Here is a 15,024-nt window from a genome sequence, read left to right on the forward strand (position 1 = left end):
TTTAACCGGGGACCATCCATTGCCGACGCTCGCCGCCTATGTCGCCGCCGCCATGGCCGAAATAGCCGGCTGCTTCGCCTTCTGGGCGTGGCTGCGCCTCGACAAATCGGTGCTCTGGCTCATCCCCGGCATGATCTCGCTCACATTGTTCGCGTGGTTCCTTACCTTCGTCGACAGCGACGCCGCCGGCCGAGCCTAAGCCGCCTATGGCGGCGTCTACATCGTAGCCTCGCTCGCCTGGCTCTGGCTCATCGAAGACATCCGCCCCGACCGCTTCGACCTCACCGGCGCCACCCTCTGCCTGATCGGCGCGGCCATCATGATTGCGGCACCGCGGTAAGCACCCGTCGCATCGATCATCTGAACTGCCGCCCCACCGCTACTTTGGCAGCACCCGTCACCTTTTTACGCGTTTTCCACCCAAACACGGTCTAACTTAGCGTGGGGGGACTGCGCTTCGAGATCGAGTCGCTGAAGCTCCCGCGTGAGAGGGAGGTTGATCGCTGTTTATGCATGCTCCGGTAAAATCGCCGCGCCTTCGCGATCCGCACGCTCAACCCGAGAAGGCGCGCTTTTCTGAGCTGTTCAAGCCGAAGCTTGTGACGGTGCTGGAGGAAGGCTACCGGCTATCCCATTTCAGGGCCGATGCCGTTGCGGGCCTGACCGTCGCCATCGTCGCCCTCCCGCTCTCCATGGCGATCGCCATCGCGTCGGGCGCGACGCCGGCGCAGGGGCTGATCACGGCCATCGTCGGCGGCTTTCTCGTCTCGCTGCTCGGCGGCAGCCGCCACCAGATCGGCGGTCCGGCCGGCGCCTTCATCGTGCTCGTCGCCGCCACCATCCAGGCCCATGGCATGGGCGGCCTCGTCCTCGCGACCTTCTTGTCCGGCCTCATGCTCGCCGCCATCGGCTTCCTGCGGCTCGGTACCTACATCAAGTTCATTCCCTACCCCGTCACGGTCGGGTTCACGGCCGGCATCGCCGTCATCATCTTCGCCAGCCAGTTGACCCCGCTTTTCGGGCTGACCCTCGGTTCGCCCGAGCCCGGGCCCCTGCTCGAGAAGCTGCCGGTGATCTTCGCGGCCCTGCCAACGATCAGCCCCGTCACGGCCGCTCTCGCCTTGGCCGCCATCGGCATCGTCGTCGCCGTCCGCAAGCTGAAACCGCACTGGCCGGGATTGCTGATCGCGGTCGTCGTCACCACGCTGGTCTCGGCGTTGGCCGGCCTGCCGGTGGCAACGATCGGCACGGCTTTCGGCGGCATTCCGTCGGGCCTGCCGGCGCCGTCCCTGCCGTCATTCGATCTCGATCTCGTCATCGCCGTCCTGCCGAGCGCGCTCGCCTTCACGCTGCTCGGCGCGATCGAGTCGCTGCTCTCGGCGGTCGTCGCCGATGGCATGACCGGCCGCCGCCACCGCTCCAACTGCGAACTGGTGGCGCAAGGGGTCGCCAATGTCGGCGCCTCGCTCTTCGGCGGGTTCTGCGTCACCGGCACCATCGCGCGCACCGCCACCAACGTACGCGCCGGCGCGGTCGGGCCCGTCTCGGGCATGCTGCACGCCGTGTTCCTGCTCGGCTTCATGATGCTTGCTGCGCCGCTCGCGAGCTACATCCCGCTCGGCTGTCTCGCCGGCGTGCTCGCCGTCGTCGCCTGGTCGATGGTGGAAAAGCACGCCTTCGCCACCCTGCTGCGCGCATCCTGGGGCGATGCGGCGGTGCTTCTCGTCACCTTCCTGCTGACCATCTTCCGCGATCTGACCGAGGCGATCGTCGTCGGCTTCGCGCTCGGCGCGCTCATCTTCATCCACCGCATGTCGACGGCAACGCTGGCCGAGCCGCTCGTCGCCGAGGATGAAGCCGATGGGTCTGCGAGCGCGGACGAAGAGCGCCTCACCCAGCAGGGCGACGTCATCGTCTACCGCGTCTCTGGCGCGCTTTTCTTCGGTGCGGCCGCATCGATCGGCAGCCTGCTCGATCGCGTCGCGACGTCGGCGCATGTCCTCGTGCTGGATCTGTCCGCCGTCCCGATGATCGATTCCACCGCCGGGGAGATGATCGCCTCCATCGCGCGCAGCAAGAAGCGCCGCGGCGGCCGTGTCATCATCACCGGCACGACCGGAACGCTGCGGCGCGATCTCTTCGCCCATGGCGTGGCGCCACCCGTCGTGCGTTTCGACCGCACCGTGGAAAGCGCACTCCGCCGCCTCAAATCCACCGACCCGACGGACGACGGCGCGACAGCCGCGCAGTGATCAGCGCGTCGGCATCGCCTGGACTTCCACCGTCACATGCGACAGCTGCCTGATTCCGGACAACAGTGCCTTATAGTGCCCCGGCGCCTGCGGTCGCGGACAGGCAAGCGCGATGATCGCCGCGTGGTGCCCCGGCCCCACCTGCCACACATGCAGGTCGGTGATCGTTCCACCTTCCGCAGAAAGCGCAGAGCGGATCGCACCCGCGAGTTGCCCATCCTCCGGCACGGTGTCGAGCAGCACGCCGCCCGACTGCCGCATGAGACCGACCGACCAGCGCGCGATGACAAGCGCGCCGACGAGGCCCATTAGCGGATCGGCCCAGATCCAGCCATTGAGACTGCCGACGACGAGTGCCGCGATCGCCAGAACCGAAGTCAGCGCATCGGCCAGCACATGCAGATAGGCCGCGCGCAGATTGTTGTCCTGCACGCCGGCACCCGACTGACCCTGCGGGGCATGATCGTGCGCCGCATGGTCATGCCCATGATGATCGTGGTCGTGGCCGGAAGCATGCCCATGGGCATGGGAATGACCGTGATGGTGCCCGTGATCTTCCCGCAGTAGCCAGGCGCTGATCAGATTGACCGCAAGCCCGATCACCGCGACGAAGATCGCCTGACTGAAACTGATCGGCACCGGATTTGCGAGCCGCAGCAGGCTTTCCCAGCCGATCAGCAGCGCGACGATGCCGAGCACGACGGCACTGGCAAATCCCGCCAGGTCGCCGAACTTTCCCGTCCCGAAGGTGAAGCGGTGGTCGCGTGCATGGCGACGCGCATAGAGATAGGCAAACGCCGAGATCATCAGCGCCGCCGCATGGGTCGCCATGTGCCAGCCATCGGCCAACAGCGCCATCGAGCCGTAGATCGCACCGCCGACGATCTCGATCACCATCATCGACGCCGTCAGCGCGATGACCAGCCACACGCGCTTTTCGTTGCGGTCGTGATTGTCGCCCAGGAACACGTGGTCGTGGTCCCCATCCAGTCGCAATTGCCCGGCCATCATGGCCTCCTTGATTGCGCGCCACCCCGTTCGAGGCGGCCGCTCTTATTTCAGATATGTCCTCAGAACGCCCATCAGCTCTTCGCCGCCCTGGCGCCGGTCCGCTTCGGTCTCGGCCTCCAGCACATGCTCGCGCAGATGGTGCTCCATCACCTCGGCCGTCAGGCCGGAAATCGCGCCGCGGATAGAGGCGAGCTGTCTCAGGATTTCGCCGCAGGGCGCCTCGCCGTTTAGCGCACGCTCCACGCCTTCGAGCTGGCCCTTCAGCCGCCTCACCCGTCCGATCAGCCTGTCCTTGTGCTTCTGCGTGTGCATCCGCATCCTTCCGAAATATAACCTAGGGGACTATACTATATGCAGCACTGTGACGGAAGAGGCCGGGTCGCGAATTCGGTTTTCTAGGCGACTGCGGCCCGTTTCGGGCGTTGCTCGCGGCCGTCATGCACCCGGTTGCGGCCGGCGCGCTTGGCGTCGTAGAGCCGCTCGTCCGCTTCGCTGATCAGCTGGGTGATGGTCTTGTCCTCGGCGGCACCCCGCAGCGCCACACCGACGCTGATCGTCACCACCCGACGAAGCGCGCTTCCGCCCTCGTCATGCAGTGCCTCGACGGTTTTGCGCATGGCTTCCGCCACCGCCCGCACATGGTGATGGTCGCGGGCATCGACGACGATCGCAAATTCCTCGCCGCCATAACGCGCGACGAGCGTCACGCCGGCGATCGTCGTGCGGCTGAGCGCATCGGCGATGCGCCGCAGGCACGTGTCGCCCTCCGCATGGCCGAAGGTGTCGTTGTAGCTCTTGAAGTGGTCGACATCGATCAAAAGCACGCCGAGCGCACCGGAGGATGCCCGCAGCACACGCATCAGCCGCCGCCGGTTGCCGAGCCCCGTTAGCGGGTCCGTCTCCGTCTGAATCTCGAGGTCACGATTGGCCGCTTCGAGCGCTGCCTTGCGCTCCTGAAGATCGGAGACCAGCCGTAAATTTTCGCGCGAAAGCTTGAGCGCCAGCGTCAATTGCGTGCCGAGCCCGCGCGCCATCATCGCGAGCGTCCCGCAGAGAAGCACGCCGGCGATCGCCAGCGCATTGCTATAGGCGATCCCGCTCGCGAGAAGGCCGCCGCAGGTCAGAAGAAGCGCCGGGAACTGGAAGAGATTGTAAGCCCGCTGGTAGACCGCGGCAGGAAAGCTCACCGTCACCGACCCGGTGATCAGGCTGCACACCACCAGCGCCTGCTCCACGCTGCCATGGACGATCATGAACGCCGCACCCGCGCCCCATGCCACGCCGGACGTCCCATAAATGCCGCAGACGAGCCGCGCCCAGTGCCGTGACGTGAAAGCGGCCGGCCGGCCGAAATGGCGCATGACCGCACTTCCGAGATGCACCACCGCCGTCGCGGTCACCACCACGAACCAGACCATTAGCTCGGCCGGAATGCCCTCGCTCCAGAAGATCGAAAGCGCGATTACTGCGCCCACGATCGACATCACCGAAGCCGGTGCGGCCTTGTAGAGCGCGTCGATCTGCAATTTGAGATCCGCGTCCATGCCTGACTTTTCCGCCAAATCCTGCCCCCACTTTCAGCGGCGCCAGCATGACATCAGAGCGCTAACAAGCACTTACCGAAACATGCACCTCGTGCGTCGGCCCACGCCGCGCTCAGTCGCAATGCCGATAGCCGTTGCGACGCGCCCGCAGATCGAAATGAAAATGGTCGGCGTGGTTGGCGTCCGATCCGGGACCCAGGATCGTGTTGAAGTATTTGCAGCCATCGTCGCGCACCGAGTTCAGCAGCCCGCGCTCGCGAAACGCGAACAACCCCTTGGCGCTGACATCGATCACCCGGCCCGAATTCAGCTTGATCGAGCCGACGTCGATCGCGTTGCCCTTGGAGTGTTCCGACATCGGCGCGCCCCGGCGCGAATTCATCGTCCGGCACGAATAGCCGCCCATGGAGCCGACCGTTTCGATTCCCGAGAGGTAACGCTTGCGCGTCGAAGGCGCGAGTTCGTTCTTCACCCAGGTCGCAAAGGCCTCCGCCATCTGGCAGTTGAGCAGCGTCGCGGGCCGCACGTTCACCCCGCCCGAAAGCCCCGAAACCTCGACCGGATGCGCGATCCCGCAGGAATTGCCGTTGCCGACGGCCGGCTTGTCGGTGAACTGCACGCCGAGCCGCTGCAGTCGCTGCCGGCAGGCCGCTTCCGCCGCAGGCAGGCTGCTCTGCGGTTCGCGCGCTCGGGCAAACGGGTTGAGCGCCCGCGGAAAGATCCCGGCGACCCGCTGCGGCTCTGGCGCCTGCTGCACGACCGGCGCTGCCGCAACCGGCGGCGCGGCAACGGGAGGCGCAACGGCCGCGACCGGCGCCGAAACGGGAGGAGCCGCGGCGATCGGCGCCGATGGCGGCGCATAGACCGGTGCCGCTGCAGGCGGAATCATAGAAGGCTGGGCGGTGACGGGCGCCACCGGGCTTTGCATCGGGCTCGGCTGGCCTGCAAGCCGGGCCTCGCCGTTCGGGCCCAGCGTGCCGAGGATCTGCGGCTGGTCGGATGGAACATAGCCGGGCTGCCACCCGTCCGGCACGGGCCGCCCCTGCATCTGGGCAAGTGCCGCATCGTCGACCGGCAGCGGTTGCCCGCGCTGCAGCACCGCAAGGCCGGAGCCATAGCCAAGGTCACCGGCAGGCGCGGTCACGCCAGCCCCGGACGAGACACCTACTCCCGCCCCTGTCCCTTGTGCCAGGCTCTCATAGGCCGGCAGCCCCTGCGCGGGCGGCGCGCCATAGGTCGCGGATTGCCAGCCAAGTCCGGCAGGCGGCTGAGGCGTGATCGAACTCGTGGAAATCGCTTCAGGCGGCGCCAGCACGCTCGAGGCCGAGCAGGACACCAACAGCATCGCCGCAAACCCGCCGGCCAGAAGCCGGCTCAGTCCGAGTGCCGTGCACCGCCTCGCGGCAAGGCCGCTTTTGCGGCCGACTGCGCCGTCCAATCCATCGATGGCCATGAACATGCGTCTCCAGACCGGTCCCTTGGAGAAACACCCTAGGCCAACATGGTAAATGAGGACTGAACGCTTGCGGGATCCCGCCCGCGCTCGCTAAACGGGAAGGCGCATCGAGCGCGACATCGCCTTGAAAGCCGCGAAGGATCCCCCGCATGGACGAAGCCCCGAGACCGACCGGCGAACTGACGCTCAGAACGCTCGCCATGCCCGCCGATCTCAATGCCGCCGGCGATATCTTCGGCGGCTGGGTCATGGCGCAGATGGACCTTGCCTCCGGTATCCGTGCCGCCGAGCGCGCCAGGGGCCGCGTCGTCACCGCCGCCGTCAACGAAATGGCCTTCGCCATGCCGGTCAAGATCGGCGACACGCTCTGCATCTACACCGAAGTCGCAAAAGTCGGCCGCACCTCCATCACCCTCACCGTCGAAGCCTGGGCCCAGCGCTACCTTTCCGACCGCATGGACAAGGTCACCGACGCCACCTTCGTCATGGTCGCACTCGACGAAACCGGCAAACCGACGCCCGTCCCGGCGTGATCGTGCGCCGCCATCGCCTGCCTCAGGCGCGTGCGGCCAACCTCACCTGCGCCAATGCCCCCGCCGGCCCGTCGAGCGAGGCGATGGCCGCCGGCCAGGCTTCGGCGTCAACGCCGAGAACGGTGCGCAGCCATGCAAGCGTCAGCCGCCGCGTCACCTCCAGGCTGTCGGGCGCCTCCACCTCCGTTTCCTTCGCATCCAGCCCCGCGATGCCACCGAGCCCGTGACCGACGCCCTGCACGGTGACGAGAGCCTCCGCCCCTGCTCCATCGTGAAAGGCGTCGGCGTGCCAGTCCGGCCCGCGCGGCGTGAAATGCGGATCGTCCTCTGCGCCGCAGACCACGAGACTGCGCGTCGTCATCGTCGCGAAATCCACGTCGAAGAACGGAAAGCGCGCCGCACTGTCGGCCGTCAGATCCTTGCCGCCGCGCCCCGGCGCAGCCAGGAGCACCCCGGCCGCGATGCGCGGATCGGCAAAGCTCTCGCCTTGCAATCGCGCGCCGAGCAGCAGGCCGACCGTGTGACCGCCGAAGGAATGGCCGGCGACTGCGATGCGCCGGTGGTCGAGGCGCCCCGCCACGGCCTTCGCCTGCCCTTCCACCTCGGCCAGCCGGTCGAGGATCGTCGTCATCTCCGCTATGCGCTCGCGCCAGAAGAACGGTGCGCCGGGCGCATCGCGCGGCAGGCCGGCCACCTTGGAGTTCCCATGCGTCGGCTGAATCACCGCCAACCCCCGCTCGGCCCAGAATTGCGCAAGCGGCGCATAGCCATCCTTGGAGGGAATGTAGTGCGAAGGCCCGCCCCCGTGCGACAGAAGCACGATCGGCAGATCCTCGCCTTCCGCCGGCGCCGTCACGCGCAGTTCGAGCGGTGTGCGCCCCGCCATGGGCAGGGTCACGGGCGTGTAAGCCACACTCATCCGTGGCTCAGGCGTCGGAATGGTCCGCGCGCGGCCGATCAAGGCGTTCATAAACCCGTCTCCCCGCTCAAGCCGCATCGGCCGTCGTTTCGCGGAAGAGCCGCTCCGCATCGGCGCCCGCCGGCAACCGCATCGGGGCATCCGGCTCCGTCACCGCCCGCCAAACCGCCTGCGCCACGTCGTCGGCATACGTCTTCTCGGGCGCACTGCGCAGCGCCGCGAAGTTTTCCTCGACGAATGCCTTGTAGGGCGCAGGCACCTCCATCCCCATCCGCGCCATGGCATTTTTGCCGAAAGCGGTCGTCGGCGCCGATCCGGGCAGTATGAGCCGCGTGCGGATACCGAACTGCGCCGTCTCCAGCGCAAGGCTTTCCGTGAACGCGTTGAGGGCGGCCTTGCTCGCGCTATAGACCGAGAGCGCCGGAAGCGGCCGCAGCGTCACGCTCGAACTGATGTTGACAATCACGCCCGATCCCCGTGCGCGCATTCCGGGCAGCACCGCCTGGGTCACCGCCATCGCGCCGATCACATTGGTCTCGAAAAGCTCGCGCGCCTTGGCCATGTCGACGCCCTCCAGCACGTTGAGCATGCCCACCCCGGCATTGTTGACCAGCGCATCGAGCACACCCGCCTCCTTGACCGCCCGCGCGATGCTCGCTTCATCCGTCACGTCGAGCGGCAGCACGTGCAGCCGACCGGGCAGCCCCTCCTGCTCGGCCATCGCGTCGGCCTCCCCACCCGGCGTCGGGTTACGCATGGTCGCGAACACCTCATAGCCTCGGGCGAGAAACAGCTCAGCCGTCGCGCGACCGAAGCCGGACGAAGCACCGGTGATGAGAATTCTGGGCATGGAAAATCTCCTGTTGTTGCTGAAACAGGAAATGGACAGAAAGAGCCGGACTTTCTATATTCGAAAGTCCGCTTCTATTCAGCGAAAGTCCGAAATCGTGACCATCCCGACGACAGACCCCCTCGCCAGCGTCGTCACGCTCCTGAGGCCCCAGCCCTCGATCTCCAAGCGCGTCACCGGCGGCGGCCGTTGGCACGTGGAGCGCACGAACATGGCAAGCCCGTTCTACTGCGCCATCGTCGAAGGCACCTGCCGGCTCACCATCGAAGACCGCGCACCGCTCCTTCTCGAGGCCGGCGATTTCGTCCTCGTGCCGGAAGTCTTCGATTTCACACTGTCGAGCATCGATCCACCGCCGAAGGATGCCCCGCGCACGCCGCTCGAAACCGGCCCCGGAACGTTCCGTCTCGGCGACCCTGAAGCTCCGACCGAGCTCAAATGTCTAGTCGGCCACTGCCGCTTCGCCTCGCCCGACAAGGCCCTCATCGTCTCGCTCCTGCCGGCCGTCATCCATGTGCGCGCGCAAGCCCGCCTGATCGCGCTCGTCCAGATGATCAACGAGGAAACGCGCAGCGACCGGCCCGCGCGCGACATGGTGCTCGAGCGCCTCCTGGAACTGCTGCTGGTCGAAGCCCTGCGCTCCGTCACCAGCACCATGGCAGATCCCGGCCTGCTCCGCGGCCTCGCCGATCCCCGCCTTGCACTCGCGCTGCGCCGGATTCACGCCGATCCCGCCGCCCGCCTCTCCGTCCAGGGCCTCGCAACCGCAGCAGGCATGTCCCGCACCACCTTCTTCGATCGCTTCCGAAACGAAGTCGGATCAGCCCCAATGGAATACGTCGCCGCCTGGCGCATGGCGCTCGCCAAGAACATGCTCCTCACCGGAAACATCGCCCTCACTGACCTCGCCCGCCACGTCGGCTACGGCTCCGTCAGCGCCTTCTCCACAGCCTTCTCCCGCCACGTCGGAACCCCACCCGGAGCGTTTGCCGCGCAGGGGTAGAGATGACGGGGTGATGGGCTGAGCGGTGTGTAGAGGTTTGGATGATGGTCGAAATGGGTGAATTGCGGACAGGCCGCTTTTGGCGGTCGTGGCACCGAGGCAGCCATAGCTCTGCTTGCGCGAGCACATTCAATGGTCGATGATCCAGCATGACCGAGTTACTTGACCATGATGCATACATAGCTGCGGCGCCTGAAGCCCTTCGGCCACAACTTGCCGTCGTTCGTTACCGCCTGAAGCAAGCTCTTCCTGACGCGGAAGAGGTCATGCAGTACGGTATGCCGGGTTTCAGTTCCGGAGGCATGATGATCGCGGGCTACGGAGCGTTCAGCAAACAGTGCGGTCTCTATGTTAGCAAAGGCGCGATCAACGCGCATGCCGACGATATCGCTGCAGCCGAGCTTAAAGCATCCAAGACTGGTGTCACTTTCTCACCAACAAAGCCGATACCTGACGAACTCATCACTGCGCTTGCCTTGGCGTCCCGCAAAGACGCGGCGGGCTGAGCGGCAAATGTCCGAGATGGGGTGGGTTCCGGTCCGTCCGCTTCGCGTATCATGACCCGCCGGAGCCGCCATAGGTCGGCTCGCTATGCGCTTCTCCGGCCCTCCCTATCGGCTCGCCGCCGGTCATGCCGTATAACTTTCTTGGCACTCACCTACTTGCGACTCCGACTGAAGCGTTCGATGGGCTTTCCAGTTAGCAAACCAACATCGTACTCGTCCCCTTTCCAGCGCTCCAAATAAGGCTCGCCGAATTGTTCCGCGTAATCAATCCAGGCGTTGCCGAAGGAATTGACAAAGTCAGCAAGCGACTCTTTGCCTTCCGAATAAAGCGGAACCCATACAGACCGGGCGATATCGTCTCCCGTGTGATGATAGACGTTGGGCGTCATATAAACGAAGCCATCGACATGGCAATTTGACAGCCCCAAAGCGGCATTTCCGAGGATGGAAAGCGCGTTTGCCGGCGTGAGGCCAAAATTATTGTCGTTTGCGAACACCGCCAGACCAAAAGCGTCTGGAATGTTCAGATGATGTTTCGTGGCCGCGATCTGCCTATTTGCCTTGCGAAGAGCCTGTCGCAGAGGATTAGCAATCTGCTGCCGGATACGGCCTGCTACTCGCTCGGGCATGGGCTCGCCGCGAAACAGAAAGCCCATTAATTCACTACCCGTGTGCCCGAAATGCGCAAACGCCCGCGCGACGCGCTCGGGGTAAGCATCGCGAGAGTCCGTTTCCATGCACTTCAGCTCTACGACGACGCGGTCTTCAGGAAAATAGAAGTCTGCGTTCAGGGTCATTGCAGGCTGATCAGGCATCAGGTCGCGCACGATCTGTCCGTTGCGAAACGTCGGTACGAAGTTCGCGAATTCGGGTTCGATGTTGATGAGTGTCGGTTGCCAGTCGAGATTGCCCTTCATTTGCTAATCCCTTCTTGTCCGTTCTCTTTTAGCAATTGGAGCACGAGCGCAGACATATACGTGAACAGATAATCGATGTGTTCGGTTTCGGTAAGAGCATCTTGATTGATCTCCGAATTCCACATGCGAATGCCTTTGCCGAGATGGTCGGCGTCTTCTTTCCTCACTCAACAAATCGCAGAAAGTCGATGAAATGGTACGATCCGACATCCAAAAGATGCTGGGGTGGAAGGAACGGCGCGGTGAGCTCCGCCTGACTTCCATGCTGTCAGACGACCTCCGCCAGCTCGGACAACTTTGGGACGAGAAAGCAGGCGAGGCTGAGGAGTTTGCTGATTTCATACCGATGAGGATTGTCACCATGATTGAAGTCGGCGTGCGGGAGGCAATCCGCGAACTGGTCGACTCCGGTCCACCGTATCTCGAGCGTGCCGAAACGTTGTCCAAGGGAGCAAAGCTGGATTTTGCACTGTTATCCGGTCTGCAAGACCGGAAGCTGTCGGTCGGGGATTTGGTCGCCCACACCGTCTCAATCAACGACCCGGGACGCGTAGTGGCTCATATGGATGCGCTAATTCATGGCTTCGTGAACAAACTTAAAGCGTCACACGAAAGATGGATCGAGGAAAAGGCCGATTGGCCTTTAGCGCCGATCATCAGCGACTACGATGAAATGTTCAGGCAGTTGTCGCGAGTGTTCACCGTGCGGCACATTCTGACCCACGAGCTACCGCGCGACCCCGCGTTCGACCCGGCAGAGATTCCTAGATTTGTGGCCGCCGGTGTCGAGTTTCTATCAGCGATCGACTGGGTGCTGGTGCAGGAACTGAAAGGCGCGTTGGCGCGAACCCAAACCACGATGAACATCCAGGCTGGCGACGCCATGCGCGAACTTGAAGCACAGATGGCGGACATGATCGCTGCGATCGAGAAGCGCGGCGATACTGACGGCGCACTGCTCCGGCGGAGCCAGTTCGCATGGCAAGCATACGCTAGGGCAGAGGCTGATTTTCGCGCTTCGCTCGTTGAGGGGGGGTCGATGTATCCGCTGGTGTGGGCTACTGCGCAATCGGAGAATATTCAGCACCGCATCGAAACCTTGCGCTGGTGGGTAGAGCGTGACGAAGGCGATCTTTAGAGTTGGGCACGTATTTCGTTCCCGGCCTTTCAGACATGGCCACCTCATGTGTCAGCTGACCTACGGCAGGTTCTGGGATTTCGCTCTTATGGTGCAAACGGCCGCATTGGGGCCCTGACCCACCCGTCTCGCTTCCCAGCCGTAGTTCAACCCCCAACCACCCCCCAACTATAACCTATCTTAAAGACACCCCCGCTCATTGGCCTACACAGCGGCACCCTTCACAATTTCAGGAGTCGTCCATGGACAACCAGACCGCTATGGACGACGCCGCACCCATCGACTCCGGCGTGCCGGGCCTCAATCATCTCATGCGCGGCGGCTTTGCCAGGGGTCGCGCCCATCTGGTCGAAGGGCGGCCGGGCAGCGGCAAGACCACGGTCGGGATGCAGTTCCTGCTCGATGGCGTGCGCCGCGGCGAGTCCTGCCTCTACATCACCCTGTCGGAGAGCAAGCGCGAGCTCATCTCCGTCGCCCACCGCCATGGCTGGTCGCTCGACGGTCTGGAGATCTACGAACTCGTCCCGCCCGAACTCAGCCTGGACAAGTCCAAATACCAGTCGATGATCCACTCCTCCGAGCTCGAGCTCGGCGAGACGCTGGAGATGGCGCTCGCTGCCATCGAGAAGCACCGCCCGACACGGCTCGTCTTCGACAGCCTGTCGGAAATCCGGCTCCTGTCGCAGGGCTCGCTGCGCTATCGCCGCCAGGTGCTCGCGCTGAAGAGCTTCGTGCTCCTCAAGGACATCACCACCCTCTTCCTCGACGATCTGACCGGCGAGCAGGACGATCTCAATCTCCATTCCGTCTGCCACGGCGTCCTGCGCCTGGAGCATTACGTGCCGGCCTATGGCGGCGAGCGGCGGCGCGCGCGGCTGATCAAGATGCGCGGCGTGCAGATCCGCGGCGGCTTCCACGACATGGTCATCCAGCCGGGCGGCGTCACCGTCTTCCCGCGCCTCGTCGCCTCCGATCACGTCGAGAAGGATTTCGGCGATGACGCCAAGAGCGGCACGGCGCTCGACGATCTGTTCAAGGGCGGCCTGACGCGCGGCACCAGCACGCTGCTCATGGGCCCGTCCGGCGCCGGCAAGTCCTCGATCTCCGCGTGCTATGCCTTTGCGGCGCTCTCGCGCGGCGAGCCCGTCTACCTCGTCACCTTCGAGGAGACCAAACGCATCGTGCTTGCCCGCGCCAAGGGCCTGGGCATGGACCTCGCGCCCTTCCTCGAAAGCGGGCTGTTGACGCTCGATCAGGTCGATCCGGCCGAGCTTTCGCCGGGCGAGATCACCGGCCGCCTGCAGCACGCCGTCGAGCATGCGGGCGTCAAGATGGTGATCATCGACAGCCTCACCGGCTACCTCAATTCCCTGCCCGAGGAGCAGCAGCTGCTCCTGCAGATGCACGAGATCCTCACCTATCTCAATCAGCAGGGCATCGTGACCCTTCTTCTGCTCGCCAATCACGGGCTGATCGGCCATATGAGTACGCCGGTCGATCTCACCTATCTGTCCGATTCGGTGATGTTGCTGCGCTACTTCGAAGCCGGAGGCCGGATCCGCCGCGCCGTCTCGGTGGTGAAGAAGCGCACCGGGCCCCATGAGGATGCGATCCGTGAATTCACGCTGTCGTCGGATGGAATATCGGTGGGCGAGCCGCTTGCGGGTTTCACCGGCGTGCTCTCCGGCACCCCGCGCTTTGCCGGCGATCGGGGCTCGCTGATGCGGCAGGCGGGGCATGGACCGGTCAGCGGAAACGAGCAGAGTGTCGGCTGAACCTGCCCGCATCATCGTCTGCACGCCCTTCGGCCGCGATGCGGAGATCGCCTGCGGCCTGATCCGCGACGCCGGCTTCGATCCCGTCGCCTGCACCGACCTGCCCGAGATCCTGCGGCTCCTGCCCCCCGTCCAGCACGATGCGCTCTGCCTCGTCATCACCGAGGAAGCCCTGCTCGACGGCGAGCGCAGCGCCCTAGCCGCCTGGATCGAGCAGCAGCCGCCCTGGTCCGATTTCCCCGTCATCATCCTCGGCTCGCGCGGCCAGGAGCTCGACGGGCGCCTCTCCTTCCTCAACCACGGCCACATCGTGCTGGAGCGCCCCTTCAGCGCCGCCTCGCTGACCAGCGCCGTCGCCTCCGCCGCGCGCGCCCGCACCCGCCAGCTCCAGGTCAAGGCCTATATCGAGGAGCGCGAAAAGTCCGACGAGCGCCAGAAGCTCCTGATCCGCGAGCTCCACCACCGGGTCAAGAACACGCTCGCCAACGTCCAGGCGATGCTCGGCGCCACCGCCCGCTCCCACACCGATATCGACAGCTTCACCCGCGCCTTCTCCAGCCGCATCGTGTCTCTGTCGCGCACCCATGAGAAGCTGACCGAGGATTACTGGCAGACCGCATCGCTGCGCCGCATCCTCACCCAGGAACTCGACATCTACGACACCGAATCCGGCCGCTTCGGCATCGAAGGTCCCGATATCCACCTCGTCTCCGATATCGCCGTGCCGCTCGGCATGGCCTTCCACGAACTCGCCACCAACGCCGTCAAATACGGCGCGCTCTCCGTCGACCGGGGCCGCATCGACGTCCACTGGTCGATCATGGAAACCGAGGGCGACCGCCGCTTGAGCCTCGACTGGCGCGAAGCGAACGGCCCCATCGTCACGCAACCCACCCGCAAGGGCTTCGGCTCCGTCCTGCTGGAGCGCGTCCTCACCGTCCAGTGCCAGGCCGATATCCGCACCGATTTCGCCGAAAACGGCTTCTCGCTGCACCTCGCCATGCCCCTGCCGAAGTCCCGCCTCGTCCCCCAATACTGAAGCTTCCGCGCCCGCCTTCGCCCACGCCTTTGCCCACACCTTCCCATGAGTTTTGTTGGCCAAAAGCGCCCAACTCTCATT

Annotated in this window: 14 protein-coding genes and 1 pseudogene; 8 read left to right on the forward strand and 7 right to left on the reverse strand. The window is 64.8% G+C overall.

From position 1 onward, the window contains the following. The first annotated feature begins 19 nt into the window (after positions 1-19). Positions 20-340, forward strand: a pseudogene (locus GC125_RS13245) (YnfA family protein). A gap of 169 nt (positions 341-509) precedes the next feature. Continuing rightward, complete coding sequence (locus GC125_RS13250; RefSeq protein WP_151986073.1) at positions 510-2,252, forward strand: SulP family inorganic anion transporter; 1,743 nt, start codon at positions 510-512, stop codon at positions 2,250-2,252. Here the strand turns inward: GC125_RS13250 and dmeF are convergent, their stop codons facing one another. From dmeF to GC125_RS13270, 4 genes are all read right to left on the reverse strand, one after another. Then, positions 2,253-3,260: a CDF family Co(II)/Ni(II) efflux transporter DmeF gene (gene dmeF, locus GC125_RS13255; protein WP_199864569.1), complete on the reverse strand. Its 1,008-nt coding sequence runs from the start codon at positions 3,258-3,260 to the stop codon at positions 2,253-2,255. Positions 3,261-3,305: 45 nt separating this feature from the next. Beyond that, positions 3,306-3,575 (reverse strand): metal/formaldehyde-sensitive transcriptional repressor, encoded by a 270-nt coding sequence (locus GC125_RS13260; RefSeq protein ID WP_151986075.1) that lies wholly within the window; start codon positions 3,573-3,575, stop codon positions 3,306-3,308. A gap of 83 nt (positions 3,576-3,658) precedes the next feature. Continuing rightward, the gene (locus tag GC125_RS13265; protein ID WP_151986076.1) at positions 3,659-4,807 is read right to left on the reverse strand and encodes a GGDEF domain-containing protein; all 1,149 of its coding nucleotides are present in this window, start codon (positions 4,805-4,807) and stop codon (positions 3,659-3,661) included. Between the two features lie 112 nt (positions 4,808-4,919). Beyond that, the gene (locus GC125_RS13270) at positions 4,920-6,260 is read right to left on the reverse strand and encodes an extensin-like domain-containing protein (RefSeq protein WP_502706060.1); all 1,341 of its coding nucleotides are present in this window, start codon (positions 6,258-6,260) and stop codon (positions 4,920-4,922) included. Between the two features lie 152 nt (positions 6,261-6,412). Here GC125_RS13270 and GC125_RS13275 point away from each other — a divergent pair, with 152 nt between their 5' ends. Beyond that, a complete protein-coding gene (locus GC125_RS13275; RefSeq protein ID WP_151986077.1) occupies positions 6,413-6,796 on the forward strand; it encodes an acyl-CoA thioesterase in 384 nt (127 codons plus the stop codon). A gap of 22 nt (positions 6,797-6,818) precedes the next feature. Here GC125_RS13275 and GC125_RS13280 read toward each other — a convergent pair whose 3' ends face one another. Continuing rightward, entirely contained in the window at positions 6,819-7,766 is a 948-nt protein-coding gene (locus GC125_RS13280; protein WP_151986078.1) for an alpha/beta hydrolase family protein, read from the reverse strand. A 16-nt stretch (positions 7,767-7,782) separates the two neighbouring features. After that, complete coding sequence (locus tag GC125_RS13285; RefSeq protein WP_151986079.1) at positions 7,783-8,565, reverse strand: SDR family oxidoreductase; 783 nt, start codon at positions 8,563-8,565, stop codon at positions 7,783-7,785. Here GC125_RS13285 and GC125_RS13290 point away from each other — a divergent pair. Together GC125_RS13290 and GC125_RS13295 are read left to right on the forward strand one after the other, a co-directional pair. Further along, positions 8,564-9,568, forward strand: a complete 1,005-nt coding sequence (locus GC125_RS13290) for an AraC family transcriptional regulator (protein WP_286165509.1) — start codon at positions 8,564-8,566, stop codon at positions 9,566-9,568. The genes GC125_RS13285 and GC125_RS13290 overlap by 2 nt on opposite strands. 149 nt (positions 9,569-9,717) lie before the next feature. Beyond that, on the forward strand, positions 9,718-10,074 hold the full coding sequence (locus tag GC125_RS13295) for an iron chaperone (protein WP_151986080.1): 357 nt from the start codon (positions 9,718-9,720) through the stop codon (positions 10,072-10,074). A gap of 152 nt (positions 10,075-10,226) precedes the next feature. Here GC125_RS13295 and GC125_RS13300 read toward each other — a convergent pair whose 3' ends face one another. Next, positions 10,227-10,991, reverse strand: coding sequence for a hypothetical protein (locus tag GC125_RS13300; protein ID WP_151986081.1), 765 nt, complete (start codon positions 10,989-10,991; stop codon positions 10,227-10,229). Between the two features lie 193 nt (positions 10,992-11,184). On the opposite strand from GC125_RS13300, the gene GC125_RS13305 reads away from it, so the two are divergent. The 3 genes from GC125_RS13305 (at position 11,185) to GC125_RS13315 (ending at position 14,943) form a co-directional block, all read left to right on the forward strand. Continuing rightward, a complete protein-coding gene (locus GC125_RS13305) occupies positions 11,185-12,129 on the forward strand; it encodes a lysozyme inhibitor LprI family protein (RefSeq protein ID WP_151986082.1) in 945 nt (314 codons plus the stop codon). A gap of 242 nt (positions 12,130-12,371) precedes the next feature. Next, positions 12,372-13,904 (forward strand): ATPase domain-containing protein, encoded by a 1,533-nt coding sequence (locus tag GC125_RS13310; protein ID WP_151986083.1) that lies wholly within the window; start codon positions 12,372-12,374, stop codon positions 13,902-13,904. Beyond that, a complete protein-coding gene (locus GC125_RS13315) occupies positions 13,894-14,943 on the forward strand; it encodes a sensor histidine kinase (RefSeq protein ID WP_286165510.1) in 1,050 nt (349 codons plus the stop codon). The genes GC125_RS13310 and GC125_RS13315 overlap by 11 nt, the downstream gene beginning before the upstream one ends. The last annotated feature ends 81 nt before the right edge of the window (positions 14,944-15,024 follow it).

The organism is Rhizobium sp. EC-SD404 (assembly GCF_902498825.1).
In the GTDB taxonomy this organism is placed as follows: domain Bacteria; phylum Pseudomonadota; class Alphaproteobacteria; order Rhizobiales; family Rhizobiaceae; genus Georhizobium.

Excerpts from the sequence above, each read along its gene's own strand:
- GC125_RS13305 (WP_151986082.1), top strand. The coding sequence starts at position 11,185 with ATGGTACGATCCGACATCCAAAAGATGCTGGGGTGGAAGGAACGGCGC.
- GC125_RS13285 (WP_151986079.1), bottom strand. The coding sequence starts at position 8,565 with ATGCCCAGAATTCTCATCACCGGTGCTTCGTCCGGCTTCGGTCGCGCG.
- GC125_RS13310 (WP_151986083.1), top strand. The coding sequence starts at position 12,372 with ATGGACAACCAGACCGCTATGGACGACGCCGCACCCATCGACTCCGGC.
- dmeF (WP_199864569.1), bottom strand. The coding sequence starts at position 3,260 with ATGGCCGGGCAATTGCGACTGGATGGGGACCACGACCACGTGTTCCTG.
- GC125_RS13300 (WP_151986081.1), bottom strand. The coding sequence starts at position 10,991 with ATGAAGGGCAATCTCGACTGGCAACCGACACTCATCAACATCGAACCC.
- GC125_RS13295 (WP_151986080.1), top strand. The coding sequence starts at position 9,718 with ATGACCGAGTTACTTGACCATGATGCATACATAGCTGCGGCGCCTGAA.
- GC125_RS13280 (WP_151986078.1), bottom strand. The coding sequence starts at position 7,766 with ATGAACGCCTTGATCGGCCGCGCGCGGACCATTCCGACGCCTGAGCCA.
- GC125_RS13270 (WP_502706060.1), bottom strand. The coding sequence starts at position 6,260 with ATGGCCATCGATGGATTGGACGGCGCAGTCGGCCGCAAAAGCGGCCTT.
- GC125_RS13290 (WP_286165509.1), top strand. The coding sequence starts at position 8,564 with ATGGAAAATCTCCTGTTGTTGCTGAAACAGGAAATGGACAGAAAGAGC.
- GC125_RS13250 (WP_151986073.1), top strand. The coding sequence starts at position 510 with ATGCATGCTCCGGTAAAATCGCCGCGCCTTCGCGATCCGCACGCTCAA.
- GC125_RS13265 (WP_151986076.1), bottom strand. The coding sequence starts at position 4,807 with ATGGACGCGGATCTCAAATTGCAGATCGACGCGCTCTACAAGGCCGCA.
- GC125_RS13275 (WP_151986077.1), top strand. The coding sequence starts at position 6,413 with ATGGACGAAGCCCCGAGACCGACCGGCGAACTGACGCTCAGAACGCTC.
- GC125_RS13260 (WP_151986075.1), bottom strand. The coding sequence starts at position 3,575 with ATGCACACGCAGAAGCACAAGGACAGGCTGATCGGACGGGTGAGGCGG.